At 62.5% G+C, this 15,380-nt stretch carries 13 protein-coding genes; 9 read left to right on the forward strand and 4 right to left on the reverse strand.

Annotation, left to right across the window (positions count from 1 at the left end):
- Positions 1-203: 203 nt before the first annotated feature.
- A complete protein-coding gene (locus O3299_RS07630) occupies positions 204-1,904 on the forward strand; it encodes an MFS transporter (RefSeq protein WP_099667890.1) in 1,701 nt (566 codons plus the stop codon).
- Positions 1,905-2,001: 97 nt separating this feature from the next.
- On the opposite strand, the gene O3299_RS07635 is transcribed toward O3299_RS07630, so the two are convergent.
- Positions 2,002-2,202, reverse strand: coding sequence for a hypothetical protein (locus tag O3299_RS07635; protein WP_077404762.1), 201 nt, complete (start codon positions 2,200-2,202; stop codon positions 2,002-2,004).
- A 193-nt stretch (positions 2,203-2,395) separates the two neighbouring features.
- Between O3299_RS07635 and O3299_RS07640 the strand changes: the two genes are divergently transcribed.
- Entirely contained in the window at positions 2,396-3,145 is a 750-nt protein-coding gene (locus O3299_RS07640; protein ID WP_305061965.1) for a nucleotidyltransferase domain-containing protein, read from the forward strand.
- Here the strand turns inward: O3299_RS07640 and O3299_RS07645 are convergent.
- Positions 3,142-4,047, reverse strand: a complete 906-nt coding sequence (locus O3299_RS07645) for a LysR family transcriptional regulator (RefSeq protein WP_305052051.1) — start codon at positions 4,045-4,047, stop codon at positions 3,142-3,144. The genes O3299_RS07640 and O3299_RS07645 overlap by 4 nt on opposite strands.
- 97 nt (positions 4,048-4,144) lie before the next feature.
- Between O3299_RS07645 and O3299_RS07650 the strand changes: the two genes are divergently transcribed.
- The 3 genes from O3299_RS07650 to O3299_RS07660 all read left to right on the forward strand — a co-directional run bounded on the left by O3299_RS07650 (position 4,145) and on the right by O3299_RS07660 (position 5,894).
- Positions 4,145-4,438: a DUF2798 domain-containing protein gene (locus O3299_RS07650; protein ID WP_305052052.1), complete on the forward strand. Its 294-nt coding sequence runs from the start codon at positions 4,145-4,147 to the stop codon at positions 4,436-4,438.
- 101 nt (positions 4,439-4,539) lie between these two features.
- Positions 4,540-4,938, forward strand: coding sequence for a VOC family protein (locus O3299_RS07655; RefSeq protein WP_289904888.1), 399 nt, complete (start codon positions 4,540-4,542; stop codon positions 4,936-4,938).
- Between the two features lie 107 nt (positions 4,939-5,045).
- Positions 5,046-5,894: an alpha/beta fold hydrolase gene (locus O3299_RS07660; protein ID WP_305052053.1), complete on the forward strand. Its 849-nt coding sequence runs from the start codon at positions 5,046-5,048 to the stop codon at positions 5,892-5,894.
- A 45-nt stretch (positions 5,895-5,939) separates the two neighbouring features.
- On the opposite strand, the gene O3299_RS07665 is transcribed toward O3299_RS07660, so the two are convergent.
- Entirely contained in the window at positions 5,940-8,027 is a 2,088-nt protein-coding gene (locus tag O3299_RS07665) for a 3-hydroxyacyl-CoA dehydrogenase NAD-binding domain-containing protein (RefSeq protein WP_305061966.1), read from the reverse strand.
- 627 nt (positions 8,028-8,654) lie between these two features.
- On the opposite strand from O3299_RS07665, the gene O3299_RS07670 reads away from it, so the two are divergent.
- The 4 genes from O3299_RS07670 to O3299_RS07685 are packed head-to-tail and all read left to right on the forward strand — an operon-like array spanning position 8,655 to position 13,526.
- Complete coding sequence (locus O3299_RS07670; RefSeq protein ID WP_251348618.1) at positions 8,655-10,655, forward strand: PAS domain-containing methyl-accepting chemotaxis protein; 2,001 nt, start codon at positions 8,655-8,657, stop codon at positions 10,653-10,655.
- 3 nt (positions 10,656-10,658) lie between these two features.
- Positions 10,659-11,483 carry a protein-glutamate O-methyltransferase CheR gene (locus tag O3299_RS07675; protein WP_305061967.1) on the forward strand — a complete coding sequence of 275 codons (825 nt, stop codon included), beginning with the start codon at positions 10,659-10,661 and terminating at the stop codon, positions 11,481-11,483.
- Positions 11,480-12,013: a chemotaxis protein CheD gene (locus tag O3299_RS07680; RefSeq protein WP_305061968.1), complete on the forward strand. Its 534-nt coding sequence runs from the start codon at positions 11,480-11,482 to the stop codon at positions 12,011-12,013. The genes O3299_RS07675 and O3299_RS07680 overlap by 4 nt, the downstream gene beginning before the upstream one ends.
- Positions 12,000-13,526 (forward strand): chemotaxis protein CheW, encoded by a 1,527-nt coding sequence (locus O3299_RS07685; RefSeq protein ID WP_305061969.1) that lies wholly within the window; start codon positions 12,000-12,002, stop codon positions 13,524-13,526. The genes O3299_RS07680 and O3299_RS07685 overlap by 14 nt, the downstream gene beginning before the upstream one ends.
- Before the next feature lie 6 nt (positions 13,527-13,532).
- On the opposite strand, the gene O3299_RS07690 is transcribed toward O3299_RS07685, so the two are convergent.
- Positions 13,533-15,185: a 3-(methylthio)propionyl-CoA ligase gene (locus O3299_RS07690; RefSeq protein ID WP_305061970.1), complete on the reverse strand. Its 1,653-nt coding sequence runs from the start codon at positions 15,183-15,185 to the stop codon at positions 13,533-13,535.
- Positions 15,186-15,380 lie beyond the last annotated feature (195 nt).

The following is a 15,380-nucleotide window of genomic DNA, read 5'->3' on the forward strand; positions in this document are numbered from 1 at the left end:
AATCAGAATAGCACATTTAAGTACGGTCGTTCGCAAAGTTGCGCCGTCTTTTTACCCCGCGCAAATGACGCGCACTGTAAGCTTGGTGTAAGTTTCAAGCAAGCATGACGTAAGGTTCGGAGAACACACTCGCCTCCAGCTGTTGCAAGAATGGTCAAAAAGACCGCGGCAACGGTTCACTATAAAACATAGGGAGACAAACCATGGCATCACCATCCGGCTCTGCCGACGTACGGAAAATTTCCACCAAAGGAACGCCGATTACGCCAGAGGAACGCAAGGTCATCTTTGCATCCTCCTTGGGCACCGTCTTTGAATGGTACGATTTTTACCTGTACGGTTCGCTGGCATCGATCATCGCCAAGCAATTCTTCATCGGCGACCCCACCACCACCTTCATCTTCGCGCTGCTGGCCTTTGCCGCCGGCTTCATCGTGCGTCCGTTCGGCGCGCTGGTCTTCGGCCGCCTGGGCGACATGATCGGCCGCAAGTACACTTTCCTGATCACCATTCTGATCATGGGCGGCTCCACCTTCATCGTCGGCTTGCTGCCGGGCCATGCGTCCATCGGCATCGCCGCACCGATCATCCTCGTCATCCTGCGCATCCTGCAAGGCCTGGCGCTGGGCGGCGAATACGGCGGCGCAGCCACGTATGTGGCCGAGCATGCGCCTGAAGGCAAGCGCGGCGCGTTCACGGCGTGGATACAGACGACGGCAACCCTGGGCTTCTTCCTGTCGCTGATGGTCATCCTGGGCACCCGCCTGGCCACCGGCGAGAAGGATTTCGAGGCGTGGGGCTGGCGCATTCCCTTCCTCGTCTCCGTCATCCTGCTGGGTATTTCCGTGTGGATCCGCCTGGCCATGAATGAATCGCCGGCGTTTGCCAAGATGAAGGCCGAGGGCAAGACCTCGAAAGCCCCGCTGACGGAAGCGTTCGGCAAGTGGAAAAACCTGAAGATCGTCATCCTGGCCCTGATCGGCCTGACCGCCGGCCAGGCAGTCGTGTGGTACACGGGCCAGTTCTACGCCCTGTTCTTCATGATCCAGACCCTGAAGGTGGACCTGGCAACGGCCAACGTGCTCGTCGCCGTCGCCCTGCTGCTGGCCACGCCGTTCTTCCTGTTCTTCGGCAGCCTGTCCGACCGCATCGGCCGCAAGTACATCATCCTCGGCGGCTGCCTGATCGCCGCGGCCACCTACTTCCCGATCTTCAACGGCCTGACCCACTTCGCCAACCCGCAGCTGGAAGCGGCACTGAAGAACTCGCCAGTGGTGGTCGTGGCCGATCCGGCTTCCTGCCACTTCCAGTTCAACATGACGGGTACCAAGAAGTTCCCATCGTCGTGCGACATCGCCACGGGCTTCCTGTCGAACAGCTCGGTGAACTACACGAAGGAAGACGCGCCGGCCGGCAGCATCGCCAAGGTGCGCATCGGTACGAAGGAATTTAGCTCGTTCAACGCCGTCATGACGCCGGACGGCCTGAACTTCGATGCGGACAGCAAGGCCCACGAAGCGGCGCTGAAGAAAGAACTGGGCGCCGGCATCAAGGAAGCGGGCTACCCTGCGAAAGCCGATCCGGACCAGATCAACAAGCCGATGGTCGTCTTGCTGCTCTTCATCCTGGTGCTGTACGTGACCATGGTGTATGGCCCGATCGCCGCCATGCTGGTGGAAATGTTCCCGACGCGTATCCGCTACACCTCGATGTCCCTGCCCTACCATATCGGTAACGGCTGGTTCGGCGGCTTGCTGCCGACCACGGCCTTCGCGCTGGTGGCCTTCAAGGGCGACATTTATTATGGCCTGTGGTATCCGATCGTCGTCGCCCTGGCGACTGTCGTGATCGGCACCCTGTTCGTCAAGGAAACCAAGGACAACAATATCTACGCCGACGATTAAATGGATGCCAGCCCCGGCCGCAAGACCGGGGTCCGCAAAGCAAAACGCCGCTGACTGGTCAGCGGCGTTTTTTTATGTGGCGTCTATGGCGGCAGGCTTACTTGTCGTTTTTCTTTTTCAGCTGGTCGCGCTGCTGCACGTATTCCTGGTAGCTGGTCTGGTTGCGCTTGCGGCAGGCGTTGCGGTCGTCAAAATTATTGAGGCTGTTGCAATACTCGCCGATCTTGTCCCGGTTTGCGTCATACAGTACTTCACAGCCAGTAATGGCCAGCAAGAAGGGAATGATCAGATATTTCATTGCTACTCTCATGGATAGGGACGGGATTGCGCGAAAAACACCAGATTGCCCACTGGATAAGCGGGCAGCTTTATCTTAACGCGATCTTGACGAAAAGTACAAGCGCTCGGTATTACTTATTAGAAAGGATTACCTGCGCGCGCGCCACTGCATGCTATGGTGGAAGTTTCTCTTACCGGACCCATCTCCAGGCATGCCGACCATCGCCCCCGCCCCCTGCGGCCCGCTGCAGCACCAATTCGACGCCTTGCTGCAAGACGTCTGCGCCAGCCTGGCTGCGCACGCCGGTCACTTGCTGGACGGCATCTACCTGTACGGCAGCATCGCCCGCGGCGATGCCACGCCGGGGGTGTCCGACCTCGACCTGACCCTGGTGCTGCGCCAGCCGCCCACGCCGCCGCAACTGGAAACGCTGGAAGCGCTGCGCCTGGCCCTGCAGGCACGCCACCGGGAAGTACTGAAAATCGATTTCGATATCGGCCACCGGGCCCAGGTGCTGGCGCCGGAGCACCTGTACAGCTGGGGCTACTGGCTCAAGCACCAGTGCCGCTGCCTGTGGGGCGAGGACCTGGCGCCGCACTTTGCGCCGTTCGCACCCTCGCGCGCCATCGCCCTGGCCGTGAATGGCGACTTTGCCCGCGTGCTGGACGATTATGCGCGGCGCCTCGATGACGAGCGCGACCCTGCCGCCATCGCCCGCCTGCAGCGCGAAGCGTCGCGCAAGCTGATCCGTTCCTGCAACCTGCTGCGCCAGGATGGCGATCCCGGCTGGCCCGCCAGCCTGGACGAGCATGTCGCGCTGTTGCTGCGCCGCTATCCCGCCATGCAGGCGCCCATCGCGTATTTCCTGGCCCAGGCCAGGCCCGGTGCCGCGCCAGCCAGCGGTTTTACGCCAGCGCTGCGCCAGTTCACGCTGTGGCTGGCGCAGCAACAGACAAGCTAAACGCCCGGCTCCTCGTTCAACAGCGGATTGCCGGCCGCAAACGCCGCCAGGTGCTCGAGCAGCACGCGCACGCGGGCCGGCAGGTAGCGCCGCTGTGTCCACACGGCGTACACGTGGCGCGGCTGCGGCATCCAGTCGGGCAGCACGCGCACCAGGCTGCCGCTGGCCACTTCGTCGCGGCATTGCAGAAGCGGACACAGCAGGATGCCGATGCCCGCGTCGGCCATCTCCACGGCCAGGCGCATCTCGTTCACGCGCAGGCGCGCCTGCGGTTCGATCACCATTTCGGCGCCGTCGCCGGGCCGCCGCAAGCGCCAGGTGCGCAGCGGTTCGGCCACGATCAGCTCGTGCTTTTCCAGCTCCTGCAAGTCGCGCGGCACGCCGGCGCGCGCCAGGTAGCCGGGCGCGGCCACCATCACCAGCGCGGCGCTGCCCAGCCGGCGCTGCATCAGCGAAGAATCGTCGAGCGCGCCCACGCGGATGGCCAGGTCGGCGCCGCTGCCCACCAGGTCTTGCAGCAGGTTCGACAGTTCCAGCTCCAGGCGGATGTCAGGATACTTCTGCATGAAGCTGACCCAGGCCGGCGTCAGCAAGCCGCTGGCGAAGTTGACGGGCGCCAGCACGCGGATGCTGCCCGAGACGGCCGACAGGCTGGCGTCGAGCTGCTGCGTGGCTTGCCGCAGGGCATGGACCAAAGGACGGCACTGCTCGTAGTATTGCCAGCCTTCCGCCGTCGGCTGCAAGCGGCGCGCGCTGCGGTTGAGCAAGCGGTAACCGAGCTGGCTTTCCAGCTTTTGCAGCCGGCGCGTGACGGTCGCGGCGGGCAAGTCTTCCTTGACAGCCGCCGCATGCAGGCTGCCCGCCTCGACAATGGAAACAAACAGGGCTAAATCATCGAGCATGATTGCATTTTCGGAATTTGAAATTAAAAATATGGCTCTAGTATAGATTGCTGCAAGTTGTTACGCTGCCCTTTCCTTACCATTTTGAAAGTGTCCCATGTCCGAAGCCCTGCGTTTGCGTTGTGTATTTGCCTTCCTGATGTCGCTGGTCATGACCCTGCTGATGAGCGCCTGGGTCACCTGGCTGAATATCGGCCTGCAGGCCGACTTCCTGCCCCGCTGGCGCCACGCGTTCTTTGCCGCCTGGCCCGTGGCCTTCTGCGCCGTGATGCTGTTCGCGCCCCGCGTGCAGCTGTTCAGCCGCACGATTGTGGCCCGCCTGGCGCGTCCGGCGCCACGCTGCCCCGCCTGCCCGGCCGATGCGCCATGTGCGTGCGTCCGCCGCCCTTAACCGGCAGTCGGCCACCGGCAGTATCACTCGGTCACTCCCGCCCACGGCCGCCCTGATCCGGGCTATGCTATGGCCGTCCTTGTTTTTACTGCGGAGTGACCATGCTCGACCACGTTTCCCTCACCGTCAGCGACCTGGAACGCGCCGAGCGCTTCTACGACGCCATCTTCGCCGCGCTCGGCGTGCCCAAGGTGGGCAGCGACCATGCCAATGCGTGGATAGGCTATGGCGAACGCAGCGATGCCGAACACCCCGAACGCAGCTATTTTTCCGTGCGCCTGGGCCCCGCGCCCGACGACGCGCCGCGCCGCCATTGCTGCTTCAAGGCCCCCTCGCGCGCGGCAGTGGAAGCGTTCTGGCACGCGGGACTGGCGCAGGGCGGCATCGACCTGGGCGCGCCCGGCTTGCGCCACTATCACGCCAGCTATTACGCGGCCTTTTTGTTCGATCCGGACGGCAACCGCATCGAAGCCGTCTGCCACCGCGCCGACGCCGGCTGACAGGACGGGAAATCCGCCTCTGTTCGGCATTTCCACTTCGTGACGATTTGCCTATAATGGCTGGCACGCCATACCGGTCCCCGGTCCCTGCACCAAGAAGGAGATTCATGCATCATCTATTCGTCGGCCGCCCCGCGCGCACCATGCTCCTCTCCAGCGCCGGCTTGCTGCTGGCAGGCTGTTTTTCCGGCTGCTCTCTGTTGCCATCGCCCCCGGTCATGCCCGGCGTGCCGGCTACCGCCGCCCTGCCCGACGCCAGCATCGCCTACACCGTGAGCGGCCAGGGCGGCGTGCCCGTCGTGTTCCAGTCTGGCATGGGCGACGGCAAGGATGTGTGGGCCAAGGTGGCGCCCGAAGTGTCCAAGCAGCACCGCGTGCTCGTGTACGACCGCCCCGGCTACGGCGACAGCAAGAAAACCACCACGCCGCGCGACCCGTGCACCATCGCTGCCCAGCAGCGCGCCCTGCTGGCGCAAGCGGGCTTGAAACCGCCGTATGTGCTGGTCGGCCATGGCTTGGGCGGGCTGTACCAGTATGTGTATGCGAGGCTGTACCCGCAGGACGTGGCCGGCCTGGTCTTGCTCGATCCCACGCACCCGCAGCAATGGAACCGCCTGCAGACGGACGCATCCACCTACGCCATGCTCGTCAAGACGCGGCGCAAGCTGATGTTCAACAGTACGGAATCGGCCGAATTTGATGCCCAGACGCAATGTCTGCAGCACGTCGACATGGGCAGCCCGCTGCGCGTGCCCGCCATGCTGCTGGTGCGCGACAAGTTCGGCATCGAGGAAATGGGCTCGTTTGAAAACGTGGTACGGGCCCAGGAAAAGGATTGGCAGCGCCTGTCCGGCGCGCCGGCCATCGAGCGCATCACGGGCGCCGGCTACTACATCCAGAAGGACAACCCCGTCATCGTCAACGAAGCGGTCAAGATGGTAGCGAAGAAGAAATAAAAAAAGGGCAGAGAAATCTGCCCTTTGTCAGTCAACAGCCCAACATCAGCTATTGAAACCCTTGCCTTCGCCCGCCAGCTTCACCAGCAGGGGCGCCGGCGTCCACGCTTCGCCGTGGCGGCCTTTCGCGTAGCCAGCGATCGCGCCCTGCACGTTCGGCAAGCCGACCGTGTCCGCGTAGAACATGGGGCCACCGCGGAACAGCGGGAAGCCGTAGCCCGTCAGATACACCATGTCGATGTCCGAGGCGCGCAGGGCGATGCCCTCCTCCAGGATGCGCGCGCCTTCGTTGACCAGCGCATACACGAGCCGCTCGACGATTTCCTGGTCGCTGATCTTGCGCCGCGCCACGCCGATGTCGGCGGAATGCTGGACTATCATGGCGTTGACCTGTTCCGAGGCGTAAGCCTTGCGGTCGCCCGGCTTGTAGTCGTACCAGCCGGCGCCCGTCTTCTGGCCATAGCGCCCCAGTTCGCACAGCAGGTCGGCCGTCTTCGAATACGTCACTTCCGGTTTTTCCACGTAGCGGCGCTTGCGGATGGCCCAGCCGATGTCGTTGCCGGCCAGGTCGCCCATGCGGAACGGGCCCATGGCAAAACCGAATTTCTCGACGGCCTTGTCGACCTGCTCGGGCAGGCAGCCTTCTTCCAGCAGGAAACCGGCTTGGCGGCTGTATTGCTCGATCATGCGGTTGCCGATGAAACCGTCGCACACGCCGGAAACGACGCCCGTCTTTTTCAGCTTTTTCGACAGCGCCAGCGCCGTGGCCAGCACATCCTTGCCCGTTTCCTTGCCGCGGACGATTTCCAGCAGTTTCATGACGTTCGCCGGGCTGAAGAAATGCGTGCCGACCACGTCCTGCGGGCGCTGGGTGAACGCGGCGATCTTGTCCAGGTCCAGGGTCGAGGTGTTCGAGGCGAGGATGGCGCCCGGCTTCATGACGGCGTCCAGCTGCTTGAAGACAGTTTCCTTCACGCCCAGCTCTTCGAAGACGGCTTCGATGACGATGTCCGCCTGCGCGATGTCCGCATACGCCAACGTGCCGGAAACGAGCGAGATGCGCTGCTCGGCCTTCTCCTGCGTCAATTTGCCCTTCTTGACCGTGTTTTCATAATTCTTGCGGATGGTGGCCAGGCCCTTGTCCAGCGCTTCCTGCTTCGTTTCCAGCAAGGTCACGGGGATGCCCGCGTTGGCGAAATTCATGGCGATGCCGCCGCCCATGGTGCCGGCGCCGACGATGGCCGCGCTGGCGATGGTGCGCACGGGCGTGTCGGCCGGCACGTCGGGCACCTTGCTGGCGACGCGCTCGGCAAAGAAGGCGTGGCGCAGGGCTTTCGATTCCGGCGACTGCACCAGCTGCATGAACAGTTCGCGCTCGTACTTCAAGCCCTCGTCGAATTTCATCGTCACTGCGGCCGCCACGGCATCGACGCATTTCAGCGGTGCGGGGAACGGGCCGGACATGGCTTTCACGGTATTGCGCGAAAATTGCAGGAACGCTTCGTGGTTCGGGTAGTCAACCTTGCGCTCGCGCACTTTCGGCAGCGGACGCACGTCGCCCACTTTCGTGGCGAAGGCCACGGCGGCGGCCAGCAAGTCCGCGCCGGGCGCGATGACTTCATCGAACAGGGCCGTGCCGGCCAGTTTTTCGGACGCCACGGGCGTGCCCGAGACGATCATGTTCAAGGCCATTTCCAGGCCCAGCACGCGCGGCAGGCGCTGCGTGCCGCCCGCGCCCGGCAAGATGCCGAGTTTGACTTCCGGCAAGGCCATCTGCGCGCCAGGCGCGGCCACGCGGTAGTTGCAGCCCAGCGCCAGCTCCAGGCCGCCACCCATGCAGACGCTGTGGATGGCTGCCACCACGGGCTTGGTCGATTGCTCGACGACATTGATCAAGGTGTGCAGCGTTGGTTCCGTGAGCGCCTTGGGCGAATTGAATTCCTTGATATCGGCGCCGCCCGAAAAGGCCTTGCCGGCGCCCGTGATGACGATGGCTTTGACGGACTCGTCCGCCAGCGCCTGGCGGATGCCGGCCACGGCGGCCGTGCGCGTCGCCAGGCCCAGGCCGTTGACGGGCGGGTTGGCCAGGGTAATGACGGCAACGGCGCCGTTCACTTGATATTCAGCACTCATGTCTCTTCCTTGTTGGTCTATAGGTTTTTGCTTGGCGATGAGGTGGTTGCAAGGGATGAAGCTGCACTATACCGCATAAAAGAACGCTCGTATTATTTTTGTCGTGCGCGCGCCGGCGCCAGCATGGTACGCCATGGTACAACATCATTTGCGGAAAGATTCTGCTGCATGCAGCAAGGTCCAGTAGAAGCTATCACTTGAATATTCATTTAAATAATAAAAGCACAATAATAATAACGCCGTTTTATTATGCAAGGAAATGCGTTTGTTATATGCCGGCATGGGCCAATTACGACAGTTTTTACATTATTTATTCCCGCCCCTTGTTTTTCGCCAGATGCTGAGGAATAATAAAATTGTTGATACAAATCAATACTCTACAATTTATCTACAATAAGGCATACCGCAGGAAAAACACTGGCGGCCGCTCTGCGCGCACATTCTCACCGATTATCACCAGATGTCGACCGCGGCAATAACATTGCTGCCTTTTATGGATAGCAGTAAAAGTAATAGCAGCGGCATTATCGTTCCCATTCCTCTTCTCACCCCGAAGGAAATACTATGGACGCAGCCAGCCATGTCAGCCACTCCCAGGATCTGGACTTACAAGCGATAAATACTGCATTGAACCGTGTCCAGGCCGTGATCGAATTCGAACTCGACGGCACCATCCTGCATGCGAACGACAATTTCCTGCGCGTCGTCGGCTATACCCTGGCGGAAGTGCAAGGCAAGCACCATGCCATCTTCTGCGACCCCGAATATGTCAAGACGGATGAATACAGCAACTTCTGGGCCAAGCTGGGACGCGGCGAGTTCGACCATGGCGAATACAAGCGCCGCGCCAAGGATGGGCGCGAAGTGTGGATCAACGCATCCTACAACCCCATCCTCGACGCGGACGGCAAACCATATAAAGTCATCAAGTTTGCCACCGACATCACGGCCACCAAGCGCCGCAACGCCGATTACGAAGGCAAGATCGACGCCATCAGCAAGGCCCAGGCCGTGATCGAATTCCGGCTCGACGGCACCATCCTCGACGCCAACGACAATTTCCTCAAGTCCGTCGGCTACACGCTCGACGAGATCAAGGGCAAGCACCACCGCATGTTTTGCCTGCCCGACTACGCCAACAGCGACGACTATGCGCAGTTCTGGCACAAGCTGGGGCAAGGCCAGTTCGACGCGGGCGAATACAAGCGCGTCACCAAGGACGGCCGCGAAATCTGGCTCAACGCCTCGTACAACCCCATTTTCGATACGGAAGGCCGGCCCTTCAAGGTGGTCAAGTTCGCCAGCGACGTCACGGCCCTGAAAAAGCGCAACGCCGAGTACGAAGGCAAGGTCAGCGCCATCGGCAAGGCGCAGGCCGTAATCGAATTCGACATGCAGGGCAATGTGCTGGACGCGAACGACAATTTCCTCGCCGTCATGGACTATGACTTGAGCGATATCAAGGGCGAGCACCACCGCATGTTTTGCGAACCCGAGTATGCGAGCAGCGCCGAGTACAAGAAATTCTGGCAAAAGCTCAACCGCGGCGAATTCGACGCGGGCCGCTACAAGCGCCTGGGCAACCATGGCAAGGTGGTGTGGATACAAGCCACCTACAACCCCATCCTGGACCTCAACGGCAAGCCGTATAAGGTGGTCAAGTTCGCCATCGACATCAGCGAACAGGTGAACCTGGAAAACAGCATCCAGTCCAAGGCCGCCAACGACAGCCGCAAGGTCAATGCCCTGCTCGAATCGGTGGCGCGCGCGGCGCAAGGCGACCTGACCTGCAATATCGTGCCCGAGGGCGACGAGCCGATCGACCTGCTGGCCGGCGGCATCAGCAAGATGATCATCGACTTGCGCGGCGTGATCGGCAACGTGGTGTCGGCGGCGAACGGCTTTGCCGACGCCTCGCACGCGATCGCGGAACGGGCCACGGGCGTGGCCGTGGGCACGCAGGCGCTGGGCGCCACGGTGGAAGAAATGAACGCCTCCATCGACGGCCTGACCTTTTCCATCAATTCCATCGCGGAAAACACTTCGAACGCCGATTACCTGGCGAAAGCCACGCAGCAGGAAGCGGAAGCGGGCGCGCGCGCCGTCGCCAAGTCGATCGAAGCGATGGACTTGATCAACCGCTCGTCGGAAGACATCGGCGAAATCGTCAAGGTGATCAGCGAAATCGCCAACCAGACGAACATGCTGGCCTTCAATGCGGCCATCGAGGCGGCCCGCGCGGGCGAGCACGGCCTGGGCTTTTCCGTCGTCGCCGACGAGGTGCGCAAGCTGGCCGAGCGCTCTTCGCAGGCGACCAAGGAAATTTCCAAGCTGATCAACGAATCCGTCAAGCGCGTCTCGACGGGCAGCGAAATCTCCCGCCAGGCCAGCGACGCCTTCGACAAGATCGTCTCGGGCGTGGCGAAGACCACCCTGGCCATCTCGGACATCTCGAAGGCGGCCAACGAGCAGCTGCTGACGGCGCGCGAAGTCTCCACGGCGATCCAGTACATTGCCGAGGAAACGGAAAAGTCGGCCGCCAACTGCGACAGCATCGCCCGCTCGACGGATGGCTTGAACGAGCGCGCGGGCAGCCTGAACCAGACTGTCTCCGGCTTCGTGGTGTAGGCCATGAGCCACGCGGCCACCTTGACGCCCGAGGTGCTGACGACCCTGATCGCGCTGGTGCGCCAGCATACGGGCATCGCCATGACGGCGCGCAAGAGCGTCTTGCTGGAACGGCGCTTGCAGCCACGGCTGCAGGCGCTGTCCCTGCACAGCTACCAGGCCTACCTGGACCGCGTGGCCAGCGACCGCGACGAGGTGGCCCATTTCATCGACCTGGTGACCACCAACGACACCCTGTTCTTCCGCACGCCATCCATCTGGGATTACTTCCGCGACCGCTACCTGCCCGCCTGGGCCCGCGCGCATCCGGACGGCTGCCTCGCCATCTGGTCGGCGGCCGCCGCCAGCGGCGAAGAACTGTATTCGATCGCCATGCTGTGCGAGCAATTCAAGCAGCAGGCGCCCGCCTTCCGCTACCAGATCCTGGCCAGCGACATTTCGCAGCAGATCCTGGGCGCGGCGCGGGCCGGCCAGTACAGCGGCCGCTCCGTCGAGCGCATCCGCCTGTCGCATCCGGACTTGCTGCGCAAATATTTCACGCCCGCGCCGTACGGCGTCAAGGTGAACGAGGAGTTGCGCCAGCACGTCAGCTTTGCCCAGCATAATCTGCTGGAAGCGCTGCGCCCGGCCCAGCGCTTCGACCTGGTCTTCCTGCGCAACGTGCTGATCTATTTCGACGCCGAGCACCAGGAAACCGTGCTGCGCCAGGCGCGCCTGAGCCTGAAGGACGAGGGCCGGCTGATCCTGGGCGAGTCGGAAACCATCGCCCGCCTCGGCACCGGCTATCAATTCGAGTTTCCCATGATTTATAAGGCGGGTAGCGCATGAACATCATCATCGACCCTAGCTTGCCGCTGCACCATGTTGGCATGGGGCAACTCAGCGTGGGCACGCAGGGCGAGCAGCTGCAAGCCTTGCTCGGCTCCTGCATCGGCATCGGTTTCATCTGGAAGAATGGCCCGTGCTGCGGCCTGGCCCACTGCCTGCTGCCGGAAGCGCCCGGTACCGCCGGCGCCCCTGGCGCTCCGAATGCACGCTATGTGAGCCAGGCCGTGCCCTCGCTGCTGCGCCTGATGGGCGTGCGCCAGGCCGATTACGCCGATATCGAAGTGGTGCTGGCGGGCGGCGCCAGCATGTTTGGCCCGCGCAACGGGCGCTTGCAAGTGGGCCGGCAAAACGCGGAAGCGGCGCAAAAATACCTGGACCAGTGCGGCTTGCACGTCAGTTTTTGCGCGCTGGGCGGCCGCCATGGGCGCCAGTTGCTGATCGATTGCGCCCGGCACAGCTATGCCGTCACCGATGTGGTGGCACAACCCGAATTGATTCCACGCAAGGAAGGCGCATATGGATATGCATGAAGCAACGGGCTTGCAAGCGCAGGGCGCCAGCGACACGGCCACCGAACTGTTCGGCTCCTTCCACCTGGGCGACGATGAATTCGCCCTGCCCGCCAGCTGCATCCGCGAAGTGGTGAACTACCCCGCCAAAGTCACCGCCCTGCCCCTGTCGCCCGCGTACCTGGAAGGCATGTTCACCTTGCGCGGCAGCGTCATTCCGGTGGTCAACCTGGGCCGCTTGTTCCGCGCCGACGCGCCGCGCGCCGTGGCCACGGACAAGATCGCCATCCTCGACTTCCAGCAGGTGCTGATCGGCATCGTCTTCCAGGATACGGGCGAAATCCTGCGCGTGCCCGCCAGCGCCCGCAGCGCCCTGCAGTATGCGGCCGGCGACAGCCACGCCGTCATCGCCGGCACGATCCTGCAGGACGGCGGCGCGCGCCTGCTGCAGGTACTCGACCCGCACGCCCTGCTGCGCATCGAAAACGTACCCCATGTGCTGGCCCTGCAGGCCACGGGCGCCAAGCTGAGTTCGGCCCGCTACCATGCGCAAAGCGAACGCCGGCAGTGCGTCAGCTTCCATGCGGCCGGCGCCACGTTTGCCTTCGAAATGCTGGCCATCCAGGAAATCATCCGCGTGCCGGAACTGCACAGCTCCCTGCTGAACAGCGAACTGTGCCTCGGGCGCATGCATTTTCGCGGCAGCCAGGTGGCCGTCGTCGACTTCGGCGCCCTGCTGCAGGCGGCCGGGTCCGGCACGGCGGCGACCAGCGACCAGCGCATCATCGTCGTGCGCCTCGATGATACGACCGTGGGCTTCCTCGTCGACTCCGTCGACAGCATCGTGCATTTCTTTGGCGACGAGGTGCTGCCGATTCCCCTGCTGAGCAAGGCGCGCGCCGCCATGTTTGCCGGCTGCATCACGAAAGAAGGCCTGGGCGACATCATTTTCCTCGACCACAAGGGCATCTTGTCGCAGGCGGAGATCGTCGAAATGCGCGACGGCCACGCGCGCCTGTACCCCAGCGACCCGGAAACGGCCACCGCCGCCACGCGCAAGGCGCAGCGCCGCGTCTACATCACGTTTACGGTGGAAACCCGCTTCGCCGTGGAAATCGGACAAGTACGCGAAATCATCGATTTCAGCGGCGCCATCACCACCCCGCCGGGCATGCCGGCCTGCATGCGCGGCATGCTGAATTTACGCCAGCAAATGATCAGCATCATCGACTTGCGCCAGCTGTATGCGATGCCGGCCTTGCCGGACGCCAGCGCGGGCAAGATCCTGATCGTGGAACGGGGCGCCGAGCGCTACGGTTTTCTCGTCGACCATGTCGATAACATCATGACGATTTCCGACAGCCAGCGCTTTGCGGCGCCGCAAATCATCCGCACGGGAGAGCATGACGACTTGCGCAGCGAAATGGATGAAATGATCGATATCGGCACGGATAAGCAGCGCCAGACCCTGTCCGTCTTCCAGTGCGATCATTTGCTGGAAAAGCTGGGGTCGGCGCTGCCGCAGGCAGCCTAGGCTGCTTTACATGCCCGGCAGCTTGTGCCCCTTGAACTGCTCGCGCAGCTTGTTTTTCTGGATCTTGCCCGTGGCGCCCATGGGCAAGGCGTCGATGAACAGCACGTCGTCGGGCGTCCACCACTTGGCGATCTTGCCTTCGAAAAATTGCAGCAAGGCATCGCGCGTGACCGTCATGCCGGGACGCAACACCACCACGAGCACGGGGCGCTCGTCCCATTTCGGGTGGAACACGCCGATGCAGGCCGCCTGCAGCACGGCCGGGTGCGCCATGGCCAGGTTTTCCAGGTCGATGGTGCCGATCCACTCGCCGCCCGACTTGATCACGTCCTTGCTGCGGTCCGTGATCTGCATGTAGCCGTCCGCATCGATGGTAGCCACGTCGCCCGTGGGGAACCAGCCATCCTGCAACACCTCGCCGCCCTCGTTCTTGTAGTACGAGGAAATGATCCACGGCCCTTTCACCAGCAAATGCCCGTAGGCCACGCCATCCCACGGCAATTCCTTGCCATCGTCGTCGACGATCTTCATGTCCACGCCATAAATCGCATGGCCCTGCTTTTGCAGGATCTTGCGCTGTTCCTCCTTCGGCAAGTCCAGGTGCTTGGTCTGCAAGCCGCCGGCCGTGCCCAGCGGCGACATTTCCGTCATGCCCCAGGCGTGGATGACCTCGATGTCGAACTTGTCGATCAGGGTATCCATCATGGCGGGCGGGCACGCGGCCCCCCCGATCACCGTGCGGCGGAAGGTGGAAAACTGCAAGTTATTCTGCAAGGCGTGATTGAGCAAACCCAGCCAGACGGTGGGCACGCCGGCCGAGAACGTCACCTTTTCCGCCTCGAACAGTTCATACAGCGACTTGCCATCGAGCGCCGCGCCGGGAAACACCATGCGCGCGCCGGACAGGGGCACGGAATACGGCAAGCCCCACGCATTCACGTGGAACATGGGCACGACGGGCAACACGGTGTCCGAGGCGCGCACGTTCAGGGCGCTGGGCATGGCCGACGCGTACGCGTGCAGCACGGTCGAGCGGTGCGAATACAGGGCGCCCTTGGGGTTGCCCGTCGTACCCGACGTGTAGCACAGGGTGGCGGCTGCATTTTCGTCGAACAGGGGCCAGGCGTAATCGTCGGAATGCGTGGCGATCAAGTCTTCATAGCACAGCAGGTCGGGGATCGTGCTGCTGGCCGGCATGCGCTCGCGGTCGCACATCAGCACGAAGTGACGGACAAACGTGCAGTCGGCGGCGATTTTCTCCACCACGGGCAAGAAGGTCAAATCGAACAGCAAGACCTGGTCTTCGGCATGGTTCGAGATGTAGGCGATCTGGTCGGGGAACAGGCGCGGATTGATGGTGTGCAGCACGGCGCCCGATCCGGACACGGCATAATAGGCTTCCAGGTGGCGGTAGCCGTTCCAGGCCAGGGTGGCGACCCGGTCGCCCATGCCGACGCCGAGGCCATGCAAGGCGTTCGCCAGCCGACGCGCGCGCTGGTGGCAATCGCGGTAGGTGTAGCGGTGCATATCGCCCTCCACCCGCCGCGAAATGATTTCGCTGCCTCCATAATGACGCGCTGCAAACTCGATAATGCTGGAAATCAGCAGGGGCTGATTCATCATCTGGCCCATCACTGGACTCAAGGGAAATGCCGACATCGTGTCTCCTGGGTTGGATACTCGGTTATTGTTGGAATTTAAAGATTTTCCTTAGTTTCGTACGGTCGTGCGGAAATCGTCAACGCATTTCGATATTGCATTGCAGCATGGAATTTTTGATTCCGTTTTTTGCCGCCTTGGCCCCCATTTCCGCGCCCGCCACGCAGCTTGGCGCCGTGCGGTAAAATCGCCTTC

This window comes from Janthinobacterium sp. SUN176, assembly GCF_030587335.1.
GTDB classification, from domain to species: domain Bacteria; phylum Pseudomonadota; class Gammaproteobacteria; order Burkholderiales; family Burkholderiaceae_D; genus Janthinobacterium; species Janthinobacterium kumbetense.

Coding starts and splice junctions, on each gene's coding strand:
- O3299_RS07655 (WP_289904888.1), top strand. CDS start 4,540: ATGCTCGACCACGTTTCCCTCACCGTCAGCGACCTGGAACGCGCCGAG.
- O3299_RS07680 (WP_305061968.1), top strand. CDS start 11,480: ATGAACATCATCATCGACCCTAGCTTGCCGCTGCACCATGTTGGCATG.
- O3299_RS07650 (WP_305052052.1), top strand. CDS start 4,145: ATGTCCGAAGCCCTGCGTTTGCGTTGTGTATTTGCCTTCCTGATGTCG.
- O3299_RS07640 (WP_305061965.1), top strand. CDS start 2,396: ATGCCGACCATCGCCCCCGCCCCCTGCGGCCCGCTGCAGCACCAATTC.
- O3299_RS07635 (WP_077404762.1), bottom strand. CDS start 2,202: ATGAAATATCTGATCATTCCCTTCTTGCTGGCCATTACTGGCTGTGAA.
- O3299_RS07630 (WP_099667890.1), top strand. CDS start 204: ATGGCATCACCATCCGGCTCTGCCGACGTACGGAAAATTTCCACCAAA.
- O3299_RS07660 (WP_305052053.1), top strand. CDS start 5,046: ATGCATCATCTATTCGTCGGCCGCCCCGCGCGCACCATGCTCCTCTCC.
- O3299_RS07645 (WP_305052051.1), bottom strand. CDS start 4,047: ATGCTCGATGATTTAGCCCTGTTTGTTTCCATTGTCGAGGCGGGCAGC.
- O3299_RS07675 (WP_305061967.1), top strand. CDS start 10,659: ATGAGCCACGCGGCCACCTTGACGCCCGAGGTGCTGACGACCCTGATC.
- O3299_RS07685 (WP_305061969.1), top strand. CDS start 12,000: ATGGATATGCATGAAGCAACGGGCTTGCAAGCGCAGGGCGCCAGCGAC.
- O3299_RS07690 (WP_305061970.1), bottom strand. CDS start 15,185: ATGTCGGCATTTCCCTTGAGTCCAGTGATGGGCCAGATGATGAATCAG.
- O3299_RS07665 (WP_305061966.1), bottom strand. CDS start 8,027: ATGAGTGCTGAATATCAAGTGAACGGCGCCGTTGCCGTCATTACCCTG.